General features: G+C 68.9%; 14 protein-coding genes. 2 read left to right on the plus strand and 12 right to left on the minus strand.

Annotated elements, in window-relative coordinates; translation table 11 throughout:
• Positions 1-3: 3 nt before the first annotated feature.
• The 4 genes from ABD197_RS10105 to ABD197_RS10120 all read right to left on the minus strand — a co-directional run bounded on the left by ABD197_RS10105 (position 4) and on the right by ABD197_RS10120 (position 4,673).
• Entirely contained in the window at positions 4-768 is a 765-nt protein-coding gene (locus tag ABD197_RS10105) for a fumarylacetoacetate hydrolase family protein (RefSeq protein ID WP_344054110.1), read from the minus strand.
• 50 nt (positions 769-818) lie between these two features.
• Entirely contained in the window at positions 819-1,925 is a 1,107-nt protein-coding gene (locus tag ABD197_RS10110; protein ID WP_344054112.1) for a branched-chain amino acid aminotransferase, read from the minus strand.
• Positions 1,926-1,970: 45 nt separating this feature from the next.
• Complete coding sequence (locus ABD197_RS10115; protein WP_344054114.1) at positions 1,971-3,029, minus strand: 3-isopropylmalate dehydrogenase; 1,059 nt, start codon at positions 3,027-3,029, stop codon at positions 1,971-1,973.
• 93 nt (positions 3,030-3,122) lie between these two features.
• Positions 3,123-4,673: an MFS transporter gene (locus ABD197_RS10120; RefSeq protein ID WP_344054116.1), complete on the minus strand. Its 1,551-nt coding sequence runs from the start codon at positions 4,671-4,673 to the stop codon at positions 3,123-3,125.
• A 76-nt stretch (positions 4,674-4,749) separates the two neighbouring features.
• Here ABD197_RS10120 and ABD197_RS10125 point away from each other — a divergent pair, with 76 nt between their 5' ends.
• Entirely contained in the window at positions 4,750-5,295 is a 546-nt protein-coding gene (locus ABD197_RS10125; RefSeq protein WP_344054118.1) for a TetR/AcrR family transcriptional regulator, read from the plus strand.
• Here the strand turns inward: ABD197_RS10125 and serA are convergent, their stop codons facing one another.
• The 3 genes from serA to ABD197_RS10140 all read right to left on the minus strand — a co-directional run bounded on the left by serA (position 5,296) and on the right by ABD197_RS10140 (position 7,915).
• Complete coding sequence (gene serA / locus ABD197_RS10130; RefSeq protein ID WP_344054120.1) at positions 5,296-6,900, minus strand: phosphoglycerate dehydrogenase; 1,605 nt, start codon at positions 6,898-6,900, stop codon at positions 5,296-5,298.
• A gap of 146 nt (positions 6,901-7,046) precedes the next feature.
• Positions 7,047-7,418 carry a bacitracin resistance protein gene (locus tag ABD197_RS10135; protein WP_344054122.1) on the minus strand — a complete coding sequence of 124 codons (372 nt, stop codon included), beginning with the start codon at positions 7,416-7,418 and terminating at the stop codon, positions 7,047-7,049.
• Positions 7,415-7,915 carry a DNA polymerase III subunit gamma/tau gene (locus ABD197_RS10140; RefSeq protein WP_344054124.1) on the minus strand — a complete coding sequence of 167 codons (501 nt, stop codon included), beginning with the start codon at positions 7,913-7,915 and terminating at the stop codon, positions 7,415-7,417. Before ABD197_RS10140 ends, ABD197_RS10135 begins: the two co-directional genes overlap by 4 nt.
• Positions 7,916-7,984: 69 nt before the next feature.
• On the opposite strand from ABD197_RS10140, the gene ABD197_RS10145 reads away from it, so the two are divergent.
• On the plus strand, positions 7,985-8,881 hold the full coding sequence (locus ABD197_RS10145; protein WP_344054126.1) for an oxygenase MpaB family protein: 897 nt from the start codon (positions 7,985-7,987) through the stop codon (positions 8,879-8,881).
• A 4-nt stretch (positions 8,882-8,885) separates the two neighbouring features.
• Here ABD197_RS10145 and ABD197_RS10150 read toward each other — a convergent pair whose 3' ends face one another.
• The 5 genes from ABD197_RS10150 to ilvD form a co-directional block, all read right to left on the minus strand.
• On the minus strand, positions 8,886-9,293 hold the full coding sequence (locus tag ABD197_RS10150) for a DUF6855 family protein (protein ID WP_344054128.1): 408 nt from the start codon (positions 9,291-9,293) through the stop codon (positions 8,886-8,888).
• Positions 9,294-9,422: 129 nt separating this feature from the next.
• The gene (gene ilvC, locus ABD197_RS10155; protein ID WP_344054130.1) at positions 9,423-10,448 is read right to left on the minus strand and encodes a ketol-acid reductoisomerase; all 1,026 of its coding nucleotides are present in this window, start codon (positions 10,446-10,448) and stop codon (positions 9,423-9,425) included.
• Positions 10,449-10,483: 35 nt separating this feature from the next.
• Positions 10,484-10,993 (minus strand): acetolactate synthase small subunit, encoded by a 510-nt coding sequence (gene ilvN, locus ABD197_RS10160; RefSeq protein WP_344054132.1) that lies wholly within the window; start codon positions 10,991-10,993, stop codon positions 10,484-10,486.
• 3 nt (positions 10,994-10,996) lie between these two features.
• Complete coding sequence (locus tag ABD197_RS10165) at positions 10,997-12,799, minus strand: acetolactate synthase large subunit (RefSeq protein WP_344054133.1); 1,803 nt, start codon at positions 12,797-12,799, stop codon at positions 10,997-10,999.
• A 43-nt stretch (positions 12,800-12,842) separates the two neighbouring features.
• Positions 12,843-14,549 carry a dihydroxy-acid dehydratase gene (gene ilvD / locus ABD197_RS10170; RefSeq protein WP_344054135.1) on the minus strand — a complete coding sequence of 569 codons (1,707 nt, stop codon included), beginning with the start codon at positions 14,547-14,549 and terminating at the stop codon, positions 12,843-12,845.
• Positions 14,550-14,554: the final 5 nt, after the last annotated feature.

Here is a 14,554-nt window from a genome sequence, read left to right on the forward strand (position 1 = left end):
ACCTCACGCGTCGCGCGCGGTGTTGCGGAGGATGCCGAGCCCGTCGATCTCGACCTCGATCGTGTCGCCGGCCACGAAGGCGCCGACGCCGGAGGGCGTGCCGGTGAGGATCACGTCGCCCGGGAGCAGGGTGAAGGCCGCCGACGCGAAGGCGATGATGTCGCCGATCGAGTGGATCATGTCCGTGAGCGGCGCGTCCTGCACGGTCTGCCCGTTCAGGCGCGTCTGCACAGTGGCCGAGGCGGGATCGAACTCGGTCTCGATGACCGGTCCGAGCGGACAGAACGTGTCGAAGCCCTTCGCGCGTGCCCACTGCCCGTCGGTCTTCTGCAGATCGCGGGCGGTCACGTCGTTCGCGATCGTGTAGCCGAAGATCACCTCGGACGCGCGTTCGGCGGCGACGTTCTTCGCGATCGAGCCGATCACGACCGCGAGCTCCCCTTCGAACGAGGTGAACTGCGACTGCCGGGGGCGCACGATCGTGTCCCCGGGTCCGATCACCGACGTATTGGGTTTGAAGAACAGCATCGGCTCCGCGGGGACCTCGTTGCCGAGCTCTTCCGCGTGCGCGCGATAGTTGCGCCCGACGGCCACGACCTTCGACCGCGGGATCACCGGTGCGAGCAAGGCGATGTCCGCGAGCGGAATCCGTTCACCGGTCGTGTCGAACCCCGCGAACATCGGGTCGCCGTCCAGGACGACGACGTCCGTCTCGTCGACGATTCCGAAGCGGATGGTGTCCTGGTGGCTGAATCGAGCGATCTTCACCCGACCAGCCTACTCAGGGCAGCCATCCGCCTCCCCGGCCCGCAGACCGGTCACTCGTCCAGACGAAGCAGCCAGCCGTGACGGTCCTCGACGCGCCCGTACTGGATGTCCGTGAGCTCCTTGCGCAGCTCGAGGGCCAGTGTGCCGGTGGGCTGCTCGTCGAAGAAGTCGGCGCCCTTGAGCACGCCGATCGGCGTCACGACGGCGGCCGTGCCGCACGCGAACACCTCGACGATGTCGCCGGAGGCGACACCCCGGCGCCACTCGTCGAGCGAGACCGCACGTCCCTCCACCTTGTGGCCGCGATCCTTCGCGAGCTGCAGGATCGAGTCGCGCGTGATGCCTTCGAGGATCGACGGGGACTGCGGGGTGACGATCGTGCCGTCCTTGTAGACGAACACGACGTTCATGCCGCCGAGCTCCTCCACGTTGCGGTCCGCGTCCAGGAACACCACCTGGTCGCACTCGTTCTCGTACGCCTCGGACTGCGGGAGGAGCGAAGCGGCGTAGTTGCCACCGGTCTTGGCCGCGCCCGTGCCGCCCTTCCCGGCGCGCGCGTAGTCCTCGCTCAGCCAGATGCTCACCGGGTTCACGCCCCCGTGGAAGTAGGCCCCAGCGGGCGAGGCGATCACGTAGTACGCGACCTTGTGCGCCGGGCGGACGCCGAGGAACGCCTCCTTCGCGAACATGAACGGGCGCAGGTACAGGCTCTGGTCCTCGCCCGACGGCACCCACGCGCCATCGGCCTTGATGATCTCGCGGAGCGACTGGATGAAGTACGTCACCGGAAGCTCGGGAAGAGCGAGACGCCGGGCGGATCGCTGCAGTCGGCGGCCGTTCTGATCCGGTCGGAACGTGTGGATCGATCCGTCGGCGTGCCGATAGGCCTTGATGCCCTCGAAGATCTCCTGCCCGTAGTGCAGGACCGCGGCGGAAGGGTCGAGGGTGATCGGGCCGTAGGGCTGGACGCGCGGACGGTGCCACCCGCCGCCGGTGGACCAGCAGATGTCGACCATGTGGTCGGTGAAGTGCTGGCCGAATCCGGGATTCGCGAGGATCGCGTCCCGCTCTGCCGGGCTCTTCGCGGCGAGGTTCTTCGTCACGGCGAACTGCAGCGGGGCAAGGCCCGTGTCGGGGTCGGTTCCGATGAGTGTCATTTCACGTCCTGAGTGAGAGTGCGGGCGACGCGCGCGTGCTCCAGGCTACGCCTGCAGCCGTGCCACGATCGCGTCGCCGATGTGCGCGGTGGGTCGGGAAGCGGCATCCCGCGCCTGAATGTCGTCCTCGACGGCGCGGGTGACGCGCTCGGCCTCCTCGCGCAGCCCGAGGTGGTCGAGCAGGAGCGAGACGGAGAGGATGGCGGCGGTGGGATCGGCCTTCTGCTGACCCGCGATGTCCGGCGCCGAGCCATGGACGGGCTCGAACATCGACGGGAACGCGCCGTCCGGATTGATGTTCCCGGAAGCGGCGAGACCGATGCCACCGGTGACGGCGCCGGCCAGGTCTGTCAGGATGTCGCCGAAGAGGTTGTCGGTGACGATGACGTCGAAGCGGGACGGGTTTGTGACCAGGAAGATCGTCGCCGCGTCGACGTGCAGATAATCTACCGCGACATCGGGGTGCTCCCCCGCCACCTCGTTCACGATGCGCTGCCACATGCCGCCCGCGTGCACGAGCACGTTCGTCTTGTGCACGAGCGTGAGCTTCTTGCGGCGCCGCTCGGCGAGGTCGAAGGCGTACCGCACGACCCGCTCGATCCCGTACGCGGTGTTCACCGACGTCTCGTTCGCGATCTCGTGCGCGGTTCCCGTGCGGATCGAGCCGCCGTTGCCGACATACGGGCCTTCCGTGCCCTCGCGGACGACGACGAAGTCGATCTCACCGGGGTCGGCGAGCGGTCCGGGAGCGCCGGGGTAGAGCTTCGACGGGCGCAGATTGACGTAGTGATCGAGCGCGAAGCGCAGCTTCAGCAGCAACCCGCGCTCGATGTTCGCGTTCTTCAGGCGCGCGTCGCCGGGCACTCCCCCGACGGCGCCGAGCAGGATCGCGTCGTGCTCGGCGATCGCCGAGAGGTCGGCATCCGTCAGCGTGTCGCCGGTCTCGAGGTAGCGCGCGGCGCCGAGCGAGAACGTCGTCCTGTCGAAGCGGATGCCGGAGCCTGCGGTGACCGCGTCGAGGACCTTCACGGCCTCGGCGATCACCTCGGGTCCGATGCCGTCACCCGGGATGACGGCGAGCTTCACGGTGCGTTCGGGGTGCATCCGACCAGCGTACCGGCGTGACATCGGCGTTGAGTGTCCAAGGCGCGCCGCGTCAGCGGGTGCGCACACGGCGCGCCCTGGACACTCGACGGATCAGTGCTCCACGCGCTCGCGGTGCGGGCGACCGCCCAGGGTCACCGCGGCGATGACCGCGGCGATCACGATCAGACCGGCGCCGATCAGCGCGGTCACCCCGACGCCCGCGTCGAACGCGTGTGCCGCGGCCTCTCGGAGCGCGTCGCCGAGAGCCTCGTCGAGCGTGGCCGCACCGGCGACCGCGCCCGCGAGCGTCTCGCGCGCGGCTTCGGAGATCGTCGCGGGCAGGCCGTCGGGCAGCACGAGGTTCGCACGGTAGAACGCGGCGAGGAGCCCACCGATGATCGTCGTTCCGAGGACCGCCCCGAGCTCGTACGCCGTCTCAGAGACGGCACTGGCGGCGCCGGCCTTCGCGGGCGGGGCGCTGGCGAGGATGAGCTCGTTCGAGACCGTCTCCGCAGCGCCAATGCCGATGCCGAGGGCGATGAACGCGACGATCAGCACCGCGAGGGCACCCGTCTGCGCGCTCACCGCGACCAGGAGGTAGCCGGCGATCGAGAACAGCAGCGCGATCGGCACCACGAGCCGCGGGGCGACGCGCTTCGCGATCGGGACGACGCCGATCCCCGCGACGATCATCGCGAGCAGGCCGGGCACGAGGGCAAGTCCGGCATCCAGCGGCGAGAGCCCGACCACGAGCTGCAGGTGCTGGGCGACGAAGTAGAGGAAGCCGACGAGCGCGATCACGCTCAGCAGGTTCACCAGGATCGAGCCGGAGAAGCTCGGCGTGCGGAACAGCGCCATGTCGAGCATGGGCGTCTCGAGCCGGTTCTGGCGACGGACGAAGAGCACGCCGAACAGGATGCCGACCACGACGAGCACGAACGGGATCGCGGTCTCCGTGCCGTGCACCGCGAATTCCTTGATCGCGTAGACGATCGGCACCATCGTCAGCAGCGACAGCGCGACACTGATCGGGTCGAAGCGACCGGGGTTCGGGTCGCGGCTCTCCGGCACCAGGATCGGCACGAGGATCAGCAGCGGCACCAGCACGGGCACGGCCATGAGGAACACAGCTCCCCACGCGAAGTGCTCGAGCAGGATGCCGCCGACGACCGGACCGAGGGCCGCACCGGCCGAGAAGCCGGCAGCCCACACCGCGATCGCGAGGCGGCGCTGATCGCGGTTCGTGAAGATGCTCCGCAGGAGCGAGAGCGTCGAGGGCATGAGCATGGCCCCGAACACGCCCATCGCCGCGCGCGCGGCGATCAGCCACTCGGCGCTGGGCGCGAAGGCCGCGAGCGCCGAGACGACGCCGAACCCGGTCGCGCCGATCAGAAGCATCCGGCGGCGGCCGAAGCGGTCCCCCAGCACGCCCATCGTCACGAGCAGACTCGCGAGCACGAGCGGGTAGGCGTCGATGATCCACAGCTGCTGCGTCGCGGTCGGTTCGAGGTCGAGCGCGATCTGCGGAAGGGCGAAGCTCAGCACCGTGTTGTCGACGGAGACGAGCAGGACCGGCAGCATGAGCACGACCAGGGCGGCCCAGCCGCGCCATCCGACGCGCGGTGCCGCCGTCGTCGGAATCCTGGTCAGTGTGTCCGTCATGTCATCCTCAGTTTCTAAACCGTCCAGCCGGTATAGTATCAGATGTGGCGACCAACCCGACGGATACGATCGAGCGATGAGCCGTCCCCCGCATGCCCGAGAGAGCGTGCTCGACGCCTTCGAGGCGATCCTGATCGAAGACGGTGAGCGCTCCGCCACGATGGACGCGACCGCCCGCGCGGCCGGCGTCTCCAAGGGCGGACTGCTGTATCACTTCGGGTCGAAGGACGCGCTCGAGCGCGGCGTCATCGAGCGGCTCGATCTGCTCGTCAGCGATGACATCACGCAGATGTCGTCCGCCCCCGACGGGCCGATCTCGTACTTCCTGCGATCCTCGATCATGCAGAACGATCCGCTGGACCGCGCGATCCTCGCGACGTCGCGGCTCGCCCAGGGCGGGAACGCGGCGGCGAGCACCGCGCTGCGTGAGGTGCGGGAACGCTGGGGCGACGCGCTGCGACCGCACACGAGGGATGCCGCATCCCTCGACCTCGTGATGCTCGTCAGCGACGGGCTCTATTTCAACAATGCCCTGGCCGGTGGCTCGATACCCGGCCCGGTGCCCCGTGGACCCGAGATGGACGCACTGATCGCCCTGGTGGAGCGCGCCGCGAAGCGCTGACTACGGCTCGGTGATCTCGATCTGGCGGAAGAGATCTGCCTGGACCGCGGCGTGCAGCTCGGTCAGCATCTCCTCGGGCACGGGCGAGTCGACCGTGAGGACGGACAGGGCACGACCGGAGGCGTCCGGGTGCGCGACCTGGAGTCCTGCGATGTTGATGCCGGCATCGCCGAGACGCTGCCCGTAGATCGCGACGATTCCCGGGCGGTCGGCATACCGCATCACGATGTGGTGCTGCTCGAACGGCACCTCGATCTCGTACCCGTTGATGCCGACGACCTTCGGCACCATGCGGGTGCCCGCCAGCGTCCCCGCGACCGTGAGCACGGTCCCGTCCGCGAGCGTCCCGCGCAGGACGGTGAGGTTGCGGTAGAGCGGGCTGTCCGCTTCGACGACGAGCCGCGTCTCGATGCCCCGCTGCTCGGCGAACAGCGGCGCATTCACGTACGAGACGTTCTCGCTGACGATGTTCGTCAGGATGCCCTTGAGCGCCGCGAGCCGGTACACGCTGACGTCGTAGGCGGCGAGCTCGCCCCGGACCTCGATGTCCAGGCTCGTGACGGCGGCGTGCGCAAGACCCGTGAAGAACTGTCCGAGCTTCTCGACCAGGGCGATCCCCGGGCGCACGAACGGATCGATGATGCCGCCCGCGACGTTCACGGCGTCCGGGACCAGATCGCCTTCGAGTGCCAGTTTGACCGACCGGGCGACCGAGATGCCGGCCTTCTCCTGCGCCTCGTCGGTACTGGCGCCCAAGTGCGGCGTGACGACGACGTTCGGAAGGTCCAGCAGCGCCGCCGCCGTGGACTCGGCGACGGGAGGCTCGGACGTGAACACGTCGAGGCCGGCACCGGCGATCACCCCGTCCACGAGCGCCGTGCGCAGCGCGACCTCGTCGATGAGACCACCCCGGGCGACGTTGATCACGTAGGCCGACGGCTTCATCAGGGCGAGCTGCTCGGCGCCGATCATGCCGGTGGTCTCCGGCGTCTTCGGCATGTGCACCGTCACGAAGTCGCTCTGGCGCAGCACGTCATCGAACGGCAGGAGCTCGACCTGCAGCTGCTGGGCGCGCGCGGGCGTGACGTAGGGGTCATAGCCCACCACACGCACGCCGAAGGCGCGCAGCCGCTCGGCGATCAGGGCGCCGATGCGCCCGAGTCCGACGATGCCGACGGTCTTCTCGAACAGCTCGGTGCCGGTGTAGGCGCTGCGCTTCCACTGGCCCGCGGCAAGAGAAGCGTGCGCGGCCGGGATGTGCCGGGCGAGGCTCAGGATGTGCCCGATCGTCAGCTCGGCTGCGGAGATGATGTTCGATGTGGGCGCGTTCACGACCATCACACCCGCGGTCGTGGCCGCCTTGATGTCGACGTTGTCCAGGCCCACGCCGGCTCGGGCGACGATCTTCAGCACGGGAGCGGCGGCGATCGCCTCCGCATCGATCTGCGTCGCCGACCGCACGAGCACGGCGCTGGCGTCGGCGAGACCGGCCAGGAGCGCGGGGCGGTCAGTCCCGTCGATCTGGCGGATCTCGAAGTCCGGACCGAGCGCGTCGATCGTGGCGGGAGAGAGTTCTTCGGCGATGAGCACGACGGGCTTCGTCACGACAGCGGATCCTTTGGAGCGTGGGCGCGCGAATCGCGGCCGAACAGACGAGTGGATGCTGCGCCGCACGCCATCGGGGCGCATTCACTCACACTCTATCGGCTCGCCCCGTGAGGACCCGCCCGTATGACGGCCGGGACACCCGGCTACGCCAGCAGCGAGGCGTAGTTCAGTTCGGTGTACGCGACGACGTTGAGCCAGAACACGGCGGTCAGGGCGAGCCCCGTGAGCAGGACGAGGATCAGATAGTGGGCCGGACGTCGATACCCGATCGCGAACGCGGCTGCGAACGCGGCGATCGGGAAGATGACCGCGAGGATCCAGATGACCCAGCCGATCGGGCTCAGCACGAAACCGTTCTCGCCCGCGAACTGCACGCTCTGGATCAGGTTTCCGAGAGCGTTCCAGACCGCGTAGGCGTAGAAGAGCCCGAAGCCGCCCGCGATCGTGGCCACGAGCCAGGTCGGTGTTCGGCGCGGGACGTTCGCGGTCTCCGGTGGGACGGCATCCCCGCTCATGAGCCCACCGCCCCGATCATCACGAAGGGCCACGGCAGCAGGAGCGCCACGCCGCCGATGAGCCACGCGAAACGCACCCATGCCTTCCCCCCGGCCGTCAGGAGGTAGACCGTGGCGAACCAGAGTGGCGCTGCGAGCACGGCGAGCCAGAAGCTCCCCTGGAACATCACATCGGTCACCAGGTAGGCGGCGCGACCCTGCAGGCGCAGTCCGCCGATCGCCCAGCCGAGGGCGTACAGCAGGTACACGCCGCCGAGGATCCCGAGCGACACGAGCGTCACGTTGCCCATGGGAGCCTTCACCACGGGCTCCCCCGCCGCCGCGGCATCCGCCGCCGAACCGGTCGAGACAGCGCCGACGTTCTCGCTCCCGCGTCCGACGGGCGTGAAGCCCTCGGGAAGAGTGGCGGGAGCGGCATCCTGGGTCTGCCCCACGGCGAGCGTCGGGTCGTCGTCGCCGTCCCAGGAGAGCGCGTCGTCGTCTGTGCCGCGGGCCATGGTGCCAGCGTAGCCGCGCGAATAGACCGATCCGACCCTCGGCGCTCCGGCGCGTGCTGTACTGGCGGGATGACGGCGATGCGGGATCGGTGGCGGTCGCACCTGTTGCAGACGCTGTCCGGCACCGACGACGGCTCGCCGCCGTGGGTCAGGCAGCTCGCCGAGGGCACGGATGCCGGGTACTTCGGTCCCGGGTCGGCGTCATGGGCCGTGCACGGCGGCATGGCCACGATGGTCGCCGGCATCCGCGCCCTGCTCGTGCAGGCGATGCACCCGGGTGCGATGGCGGGCGTTCACGACTGGTCGCGGTATCGGGAGGATCCGCTCGGCAGGCTGACCGGGACGATCCGCTGGCTCATCACCGTCACGTTCGGCGATCGCGCGACCGCCGAACGCTCCTCGGCGATGGTGCGCGCGCTCCACGAGCGCGTGCGCGGCACCTACCTCGACGCGTCTGGGCGCTCCGTGCCTTACAGCGCCGGCGATCCCGACCTGATCGAGTGGGTGCACTTGGCCTTCACCGACGCGTTCCTGACGTGCCACGAGATCTGGGAGACGGAGATCCCGGGCGGACCGGACGCGTACGTGCGGGAATGGGCCGTGGCCGGAGAGCTCATCGGCCTCACCGATCCCCCGCTCACCGCCGCGGACATGCGGGCGCGCCTACGCGGCTTCTCCGAGGCCGGCACCCTGCGGGCGGATGACCGCGTGCACGACGTCGTGCGCTTCATCCGCCGGCCTCCCCTCGTCCCCGGGATGCTGCCGGCGTACCGGATCATGTTCCAGGGCGCGATCGCCTCGCTCGATCCCTCGCAGCGCGCGATGCTCGGCCTCGGTCGTCCAGCTCCGCTGGCGGTGCCGGCGACCGGCCTGGTGCTGCGGTCCGCCCGGTCGCTCCTGGGCGAGCGGTCCACGTCGGAGGAGGCCGCGCTGACGCGCATCGCACGCCTGCGCGAGATGACCTGAGCTCTCAGATCGCGCGGACGCGGTTGTTGCGCGGGTCGTGTGTCATCTCAGCCAGACCGAGCGCCTCGAGGAGCGGCGGGAGGTACATGCCGAACCGGCCTCGATATCCCTTCCGCAGGCCGTACCAGCCGCCGACCGGATTGCTCTGACTGCGACCCCACGCCTCCACCGACCCCTCAGCGGCCGGCTTCTGCTCATCGGCTGCGCCGAGGGGAACCCACTCCTCCTGCGCGCGGAGCCAGTTCGTGAGATCCTCCACGGCCCTCAACCGATACGTCAACCGCGTCGATCCGACCTGGCAGACGAGCGCCGGAGGGTCCGCGTCCTCATCGCGGTACATCGTGTACGCAGAGGTTCCCGGCGCAGTGGTCAGCCGCCACGGATCGTCCCTCGTGCCGCTTCCCTCGCTCATCGGGACCTCCCGTTCGGGAGGTTACTCCGCCCACCGGCGATACAGAAGTGGCCCGGTTCCGCTCCTCGGGGTGCAAGGAGCGGAACCGGGCCGAAGCCGTGCCGGATCGGACGGCGGTCTCAGGGACGGTTAGCGCGCGGCGCTGCCCTCGGTGTAGTCGGCGTCGGTCTGCTTCCACGCGAACAGCGAACGCAGCTCCTTGCCGGTGGCCTCGATCGGGTGCGCGGCACCCTTCTCACGCAGCGCGAGGAACTCCGGTGCGCCGGCGTCCTGGTCGGCGATGAAGCGCTTCGCGAACGCACCCGACTGGATGTCGCCGAGCACCTCCTTCATGTGCTCCTTGACCGTGGCGTCCAGGACGCGGGGTCCGGACACGTAGTCGCCGTACTCCGCCGTGTCGGAGATCGACCAGCGCTGCTTGGCGATGCCCCCCTCCCACATGAGGTCGACGATGAGCTTGAGCTCGTGGAGAACCTCGAAGTACGCGATCTCGGGCTGGTAGCCGGCCTCGACGAGCGTCTCGAAGCCGTACTGGACGAGCTGCGACGTGCCACCGCACAGCACCGCCTGCTCGCCGAACAGATCGGTCTCGGTCTCTTCCGTGAACGTCGTCTTGATCACGCCGGCACGCGTGCCGCCGATCGCCTTCGCGTAGGACAGGGCGAGGTCCCACGCCTGACCCGATGCGTCACGCTCGACCGCGATGATGTCGGGGATGCCGCGGCCGGCGACGAACTCGCGGCGGACGGTGTGTCCGGGCGCCTTCGGGGCGACCAGGATCACGTCGACGCCCTCGGGCGCGTCGATGTAGCCGAAGCGGATGTTGAATCCGTGCGCGAACGCGAGCGTCTTGCCCTCGGTCAGCTTGTCCTTGATGCTGTCGGTGTAGATGCCGCGCTGGTGCTGGTCCGGAGCGAGGATCATGATGACGTCGGCCCACTCGGTCGCGTCGGCCACGCTCTTGACGGCGAAGCCGTCTTCCTCGGCCTTCGGAGCGGACTTCGAGCCCTCCTTCAGCGCGATGGCGACCTCGACGCCGGAGTCGCGGAGGTTCTGGGCGTGGGCGTGGCCCTGGGAGCCGTAGCCGACGATCGCGACCTTCTTGCCCTGGATGAGCGAGAGGTCGGCGTCGGCGTCGTAGAAGATCTCGGCCATGGGGTGTGTTTCTCCTTGTTTTTCTGGTTCTGGGGTCAGCCGCGCAGGACGCGCTCGGTGATGCTCTTGCCGCCGCGGCCGAGGGCGAGCAGGCCCGACTGCGCGAGCTCCTTGATCCCGAAGGGCTCCAGCGCCTTCAGGAACGCCTCGACCTTGCCCTTGTCCCCGGTGACCTCGATCACGAGGGCGTCCGGCGCGTAGTCGACGATGGACGCGCGGAACAGGTTCACGACTTCGAGGACGTTCGATCGCGACGCGTTGTCCGCGCGCACCTTCACGAGCACGTGCTCGCGCTGGACGGATGCGGATGCGTCGAGCTCGACGATCTTGATCACGTTGATGAGCTTGTTCAGCTGCTTGGTCACCTGCTCGAGCGGCAGCTGATCGACATCGACGACCACCGTGATGCGCGACAGGCCCGGCACCTCGGTGACGCCCACGGCGAGGGATTCGATGTTGAAGCCGCGGCGGGCGAAGAGCCCGGCGACACGGGTCAGCAGACCGGGCTTGTCCTCCACGAGGAGGCTCAGCACGTGCGTGGACATGGCTCAGGCCTCCTGATCGAACGCGGGCGAGTGGTCGCGGGCGTATTGGACGAAGCTGTTGCTGACACCCTGCGGGACCATCGGCCACACCATGGCATCCGCGCTCACGACGAAGTCGATCACGACGGGGCGGTCGTTCGTCTCGAGCGCGAGCTTGATCGCGGCATCCACATCCTCTTCGCGTTCCACGCGGATCGCGAGGCAGCCGTACGCCTCGGCGAGCTTGACGAAGTCGGGGATGCGGACCGTGCCGTGTCCGGTGTTGAGGTTGGTGTGCGAGTAGCGGCCGTCGTAGAACAGCGTCTGCCACTGGCGCACCATCCCGAGCGAGGAGTTGTTGATTACCGCGACCTTGATCGGGATGTTGTTGATCGCGCACGTGGCGAGTTCCTGATTGGTCATCTGGAAGCAGCCGTCGCCGTCGATCGCCCACACGACCCGGTCGGGCTCGGCGACCTTCGCGCCCATCGCGGCGGGTACGGAGTAGCCCATCGTGCCGGCTCCGCCGGAGTTGAGCCATGCGTTCGGACGCTCGTACTTGATGAACTGCGCCGCCCACATCTGGTGCTGTCCGACACCGGCGGCGAAGACGCCCTCCGGGCCGGTGAGCTCGCCGATCCGCTGGATGACATACTGGGGCGCCATGAGTCCGTCAGTGGGCTGCGCGTAGCCGAGGGGGAACTCGGTGCGCAGGCCGTCGAGGTAGGACCACCACTCCTCGGTGTCGGGCCCGGCGGCGGACACCTGGGTCCGGAATGCGGCCTCGAGGTCCACGAGGACCTCCTTCAGGTCACCCACGATCGGCACGTCGGCCGTGCGGATCTTGCCGATCTCGGCAGGGTCGATGTCCACGTGCACCACCTTCGCGTGCGGAGCGAACAGCGCCGCTTTGCCGGTCACGCGGTCGTCGAAGCGCGCGCCCAGCGACACGAGCAGGTCGGCCTCCTGCAGGGCGAGCACCGCGGGCACCGTGCCGTGCATGCCGGGCATGCCGAGCTGCTGCGGGTGCGAGTCCGGGAAGGCGCCGCGCGCCATCAGGGTCGTGACCACCGGAGCGCCGGTCGCTTCGGCGAGGGCCAGGAGCTCAGCGGATGCCTGCGAGCGGATCACACCGCCGCCGACGTACAGCACCGGCTTCTTCGCCTCGGCGAGCAGCTGTGCCGCCGCGAGGATCTGCTTGCCGTGCGCCTTCGTGACCGGACGGTAGCCGGGCAGATCGATCTTCGGCGGCCAGACGAAGGGCACCTCCGCCTGCTGCGCGTCCTTCGTGATGTCCACGAGCACGGGCCCCGGACGACCGGTTCCGGCGATCTCGAATGCCGCGGCGATCGCGCCCGGGATCTCGGAGGCGTCCTTCACGAGGAACGAGTGCTTGGTGATCGGCATCGTGATGCCGACGATGTCGGCCTCCTGGAAGGCGTCCGTTCCCATCAGGGTCGAGAACACCTGACCGGTGATGCAGACGATCGGGACGGAGTCCATGTAGGCGTCCGCGATCGCGGTGACGAGGTTCGTCGCCCCGGGACCGGACGTCGCGATCGCGACGCCGATCTTGTTGGACGCCGCGGCATAGCCCTCGGCGGCGTGTCCGGCGCCCTGCTCGTGGCGAACGAGGATGTGACGCAGCTCGGAGCTGTCCATGAGCGGGTCGTAGACCGGAAGGATCGCGCCGCCGGGCAGACCGAACACGTCGGTCACACCCAGCAGTTCGAGCGAACGGACGACCGCCTGCGCGCCCGTGAGCACGGGCGCCGAAGCGGTGCGAGCGGGGGGCCGGGGAACGGCCGTGGCGGTTTCGGCGGGCATGATGATGGTCCTCTGTCGGGGATGAAAGAGCAGGAAGTCGGGCCTATCCCGTGACCGCGCCCTCCGCAGCGGAGCGCACGAGCTTGGAGTACTTGGCCAGGACGCCACGGGTATAGCGCGGAGGAAGCGGCTCCCAGCCGGAGCGGCGGGAGTCAAGCTCAGCCTCATCGACGAGTAGGTCGAGAGTGCGAGCCGCGATATCGACCCGTATCAGATCACCATCGCGCACGAAGGCGATCGGACCTGCGTCCACCGCTTCGGGTGCTATGTGGCCGATGCACAGGCCGGTTGTGCCGCCTGAGAATCTGCCGTCTGTCAAGAGTAGTACATCTTTTCCGAGCCCCGCGCCCTTGATGGCGGCGGTCACGGCCAGCATCTCGCGCATGCCGGGGCCGCCCTTGGGGCCCTCGTAGCGGATCACGACGACATCGCCGGCCGAGATCTCGCCCGCTTCCAGCGCATCCATCGCGGCGCGTTCGCGTTCGAAGACGCGCGCCGGACCCTCGAACACGTCGGAGTCGAAGCCCGCTGACTTGACGACCGCGCCCTCGGGCGCGATCGAGCCGTGCAGGATCGTGATGCCGCCCTTCTCGTGGATCGGGTTGTCGAAGGAGTGGATGACGGTGCCGTCCACCGGGTCGGGGTTCAGGTCAGCGAGGTTCTCCGCGAGCGTCTTGCCGGTCACCGTGAGCGCATCGCCGTGGAGCAGTCCCTCGTCGAGCATCGCCTTCATGATGACGGGGATGCCGCCGTGGCGGTCGACGTCGTTCATGACGTACTGCCCGAAGGGCTTCATGTCCGCCACGTGCGGCACCTTGTCGCCGATGCGGTTGAAGTCGTGGAGAGTGAGTTCGACCTCGGCCTCGTTCGCGATCGCGAGCAGGTGCAGCACGACGTTCGTCGATCCGCCGAGCGCCATCGCGAGGGCGATCGCGTTCTCGAATGCCTCCGGCGTCAGGATGTCCCGCGTCGTGATGCCGAGCTTGAGCAGGTTGACCACGGCCTCACCCGAGCGGTGGGCGAAATAGTCGCGGCGGCGGTCGGCGGCGGGCGGCGCCGCGGAGCCGGGCAGACTCAGACCGAGCGCCTCGGCGACGGAGGCCATCGTGTTGGCCGTGTACATCCCGCCGCACGCGCCTTCGCCCGGCGCGATCGCGCACTCGATGCGCTTGAGGTCCTCCTGGCTCATCTTCCCCGCGAGGCACGCTCCGACCGCCTCGAACGAGTCGATGATCGTGACGTCCTTCTCGGTGCCGTCGGAGAGCTTCACCCAGCCCGGCGCGATCGATCCGGCGTAGAGGAAGACGCTGGACAGGTCCAGGCGCGCGCTGGCCATCAGCATCCCCGGGATGGACTTGTCGCAGCCGGCCAGCAGCACGGTGCCGTCCAGGCGCTCGGCCATCACGACCGTCTCGACGGAGTCGGCGATGACCTCGCGGCTCACGAGCGAGAAATGCATGCCCTCGTGACCCATCGAGATGCCGTCCGACACCGAGATCGTTCCGAACTGCAGCGGATAGCCGCCGCCCGAGTGCACGCCCTCCTTCGCACCCTGCGCGAGGCGATCGAGGCTCAGGTTGCAGGGGGTGATCTCGTTCCAGCTGGAGGCGATGCCGATCTGCGGCTTGTCCCAGTCGGCGTCCCCCATGCCGACGGCGCGGAGCATGCCTCGCGACGTCGTGGCTTCGATGCCGTCCGTGACGACACGGCTGCGGGGTTTGATGTCGATGGAGTTCTCAGGACCGGGCATCCTGA

The sequence above is a fragment of the Microbacterium lacus genome (assembly GCF_039531105.1).
GTDB classification, from domain to species: Bacteria; Actinomycetota; Actinomycetes; order Actinomycetales; family Microbacteriaceae; genus Microbacterium; species Microbacterium lacus.

What these genes read in the sequence shown, in the direction of transcription:
- ABD197_RS10110 (WP_344054112.1), bottom strand. Translation starts at nt 1,925, where the DNA reads ATGACACTCATCGGAACCGACCCCGACACGGGCCTTGCCCCGCTGCAG.
- ABD197_RS10115 (WP_344054114.1), bottom strand. Translation starts at nt 3,029, where the DNA reads ATGCACCCCGAACGCACCGTGAAGCTCGCCGTCATCCCGGGTGACGGC.
- ABD197_RS10120 (WP_344054116.1), bottom strand. Translation starts at nt 4,673, where the DNA reads ATGACGGACACACTGACCAGGATTCCGACGACGGCGGCACCGCGCGTC.
- ABD197_RS10125 (WP_344054118.1), top strand. Translation starts at nt 4,750, where the DNA reads ATGAGCCGTCCCCCGCATGCCCGAGAGAGCGTGCTCGACGCCTTCGAG.
- ABD197_RS10135 (WP_344054122.1), bottom strand. Translation starts at nt 7,418, where the DNA reads ATGAGCGGGGATGCCGTCCCACCGGAGACCGCGAACGTCCCGCGCCGA.
- ABD197_RS10140 (WP_344054124.1), bottom strand. Translation starts at nt 7,915, where the DNA reads ATGGCCCGCGGCACAGACGACGACGCGCTCTCCTGGGACGGCGACGAC.
- ABD197_RS10145 (WP_344054126.1), top strand. Translation starts at nt 7,985, where the DNA reads ATGACGGCGATGCGGGATCGGTGGCGGTCGCACCTGTTGCAGACGCTG.
- ABD197_RS10150 (WP_344054128.1), bottom strand. Translation starts at nt 9,293, where the DNA reads ATGAGCGAGGGAAGCGGCACGAGGGACGATCCGTGGCGGCTGACCACT.
- ilvC (WP_344054130.1), bottom strand. Translation starts at nt 10,448, where the DNA reads ATGGCCGAGATCTTCTACGACGCCGACGCCGACCTCTCGCTCATCCAG.
- ilvN (WP_344054132.1), bottom strand. Translation starts at nt 10,993, where the DNA reads ATGTCCACGCACGTGCTGAGCCTCCTCGTGGAGGACAAGCCCGGTCTG.
- ABD197_RS10165 (WP_344054133.1), bottom strand. Translation starts at nt 12,799, where the DNA reads ATGCCCGCCGAAACCGCCACGGCCGTTCCCCGGCCCCCCGCTCGCACC.
- ilvD (WP_344054135.1), bottom strand. Translation starts at nt 14,549, where the DNA reads ATGCCCGGTCCTGAGAACTCCATCGACATCAAACCCCGCAGCCGTGTC.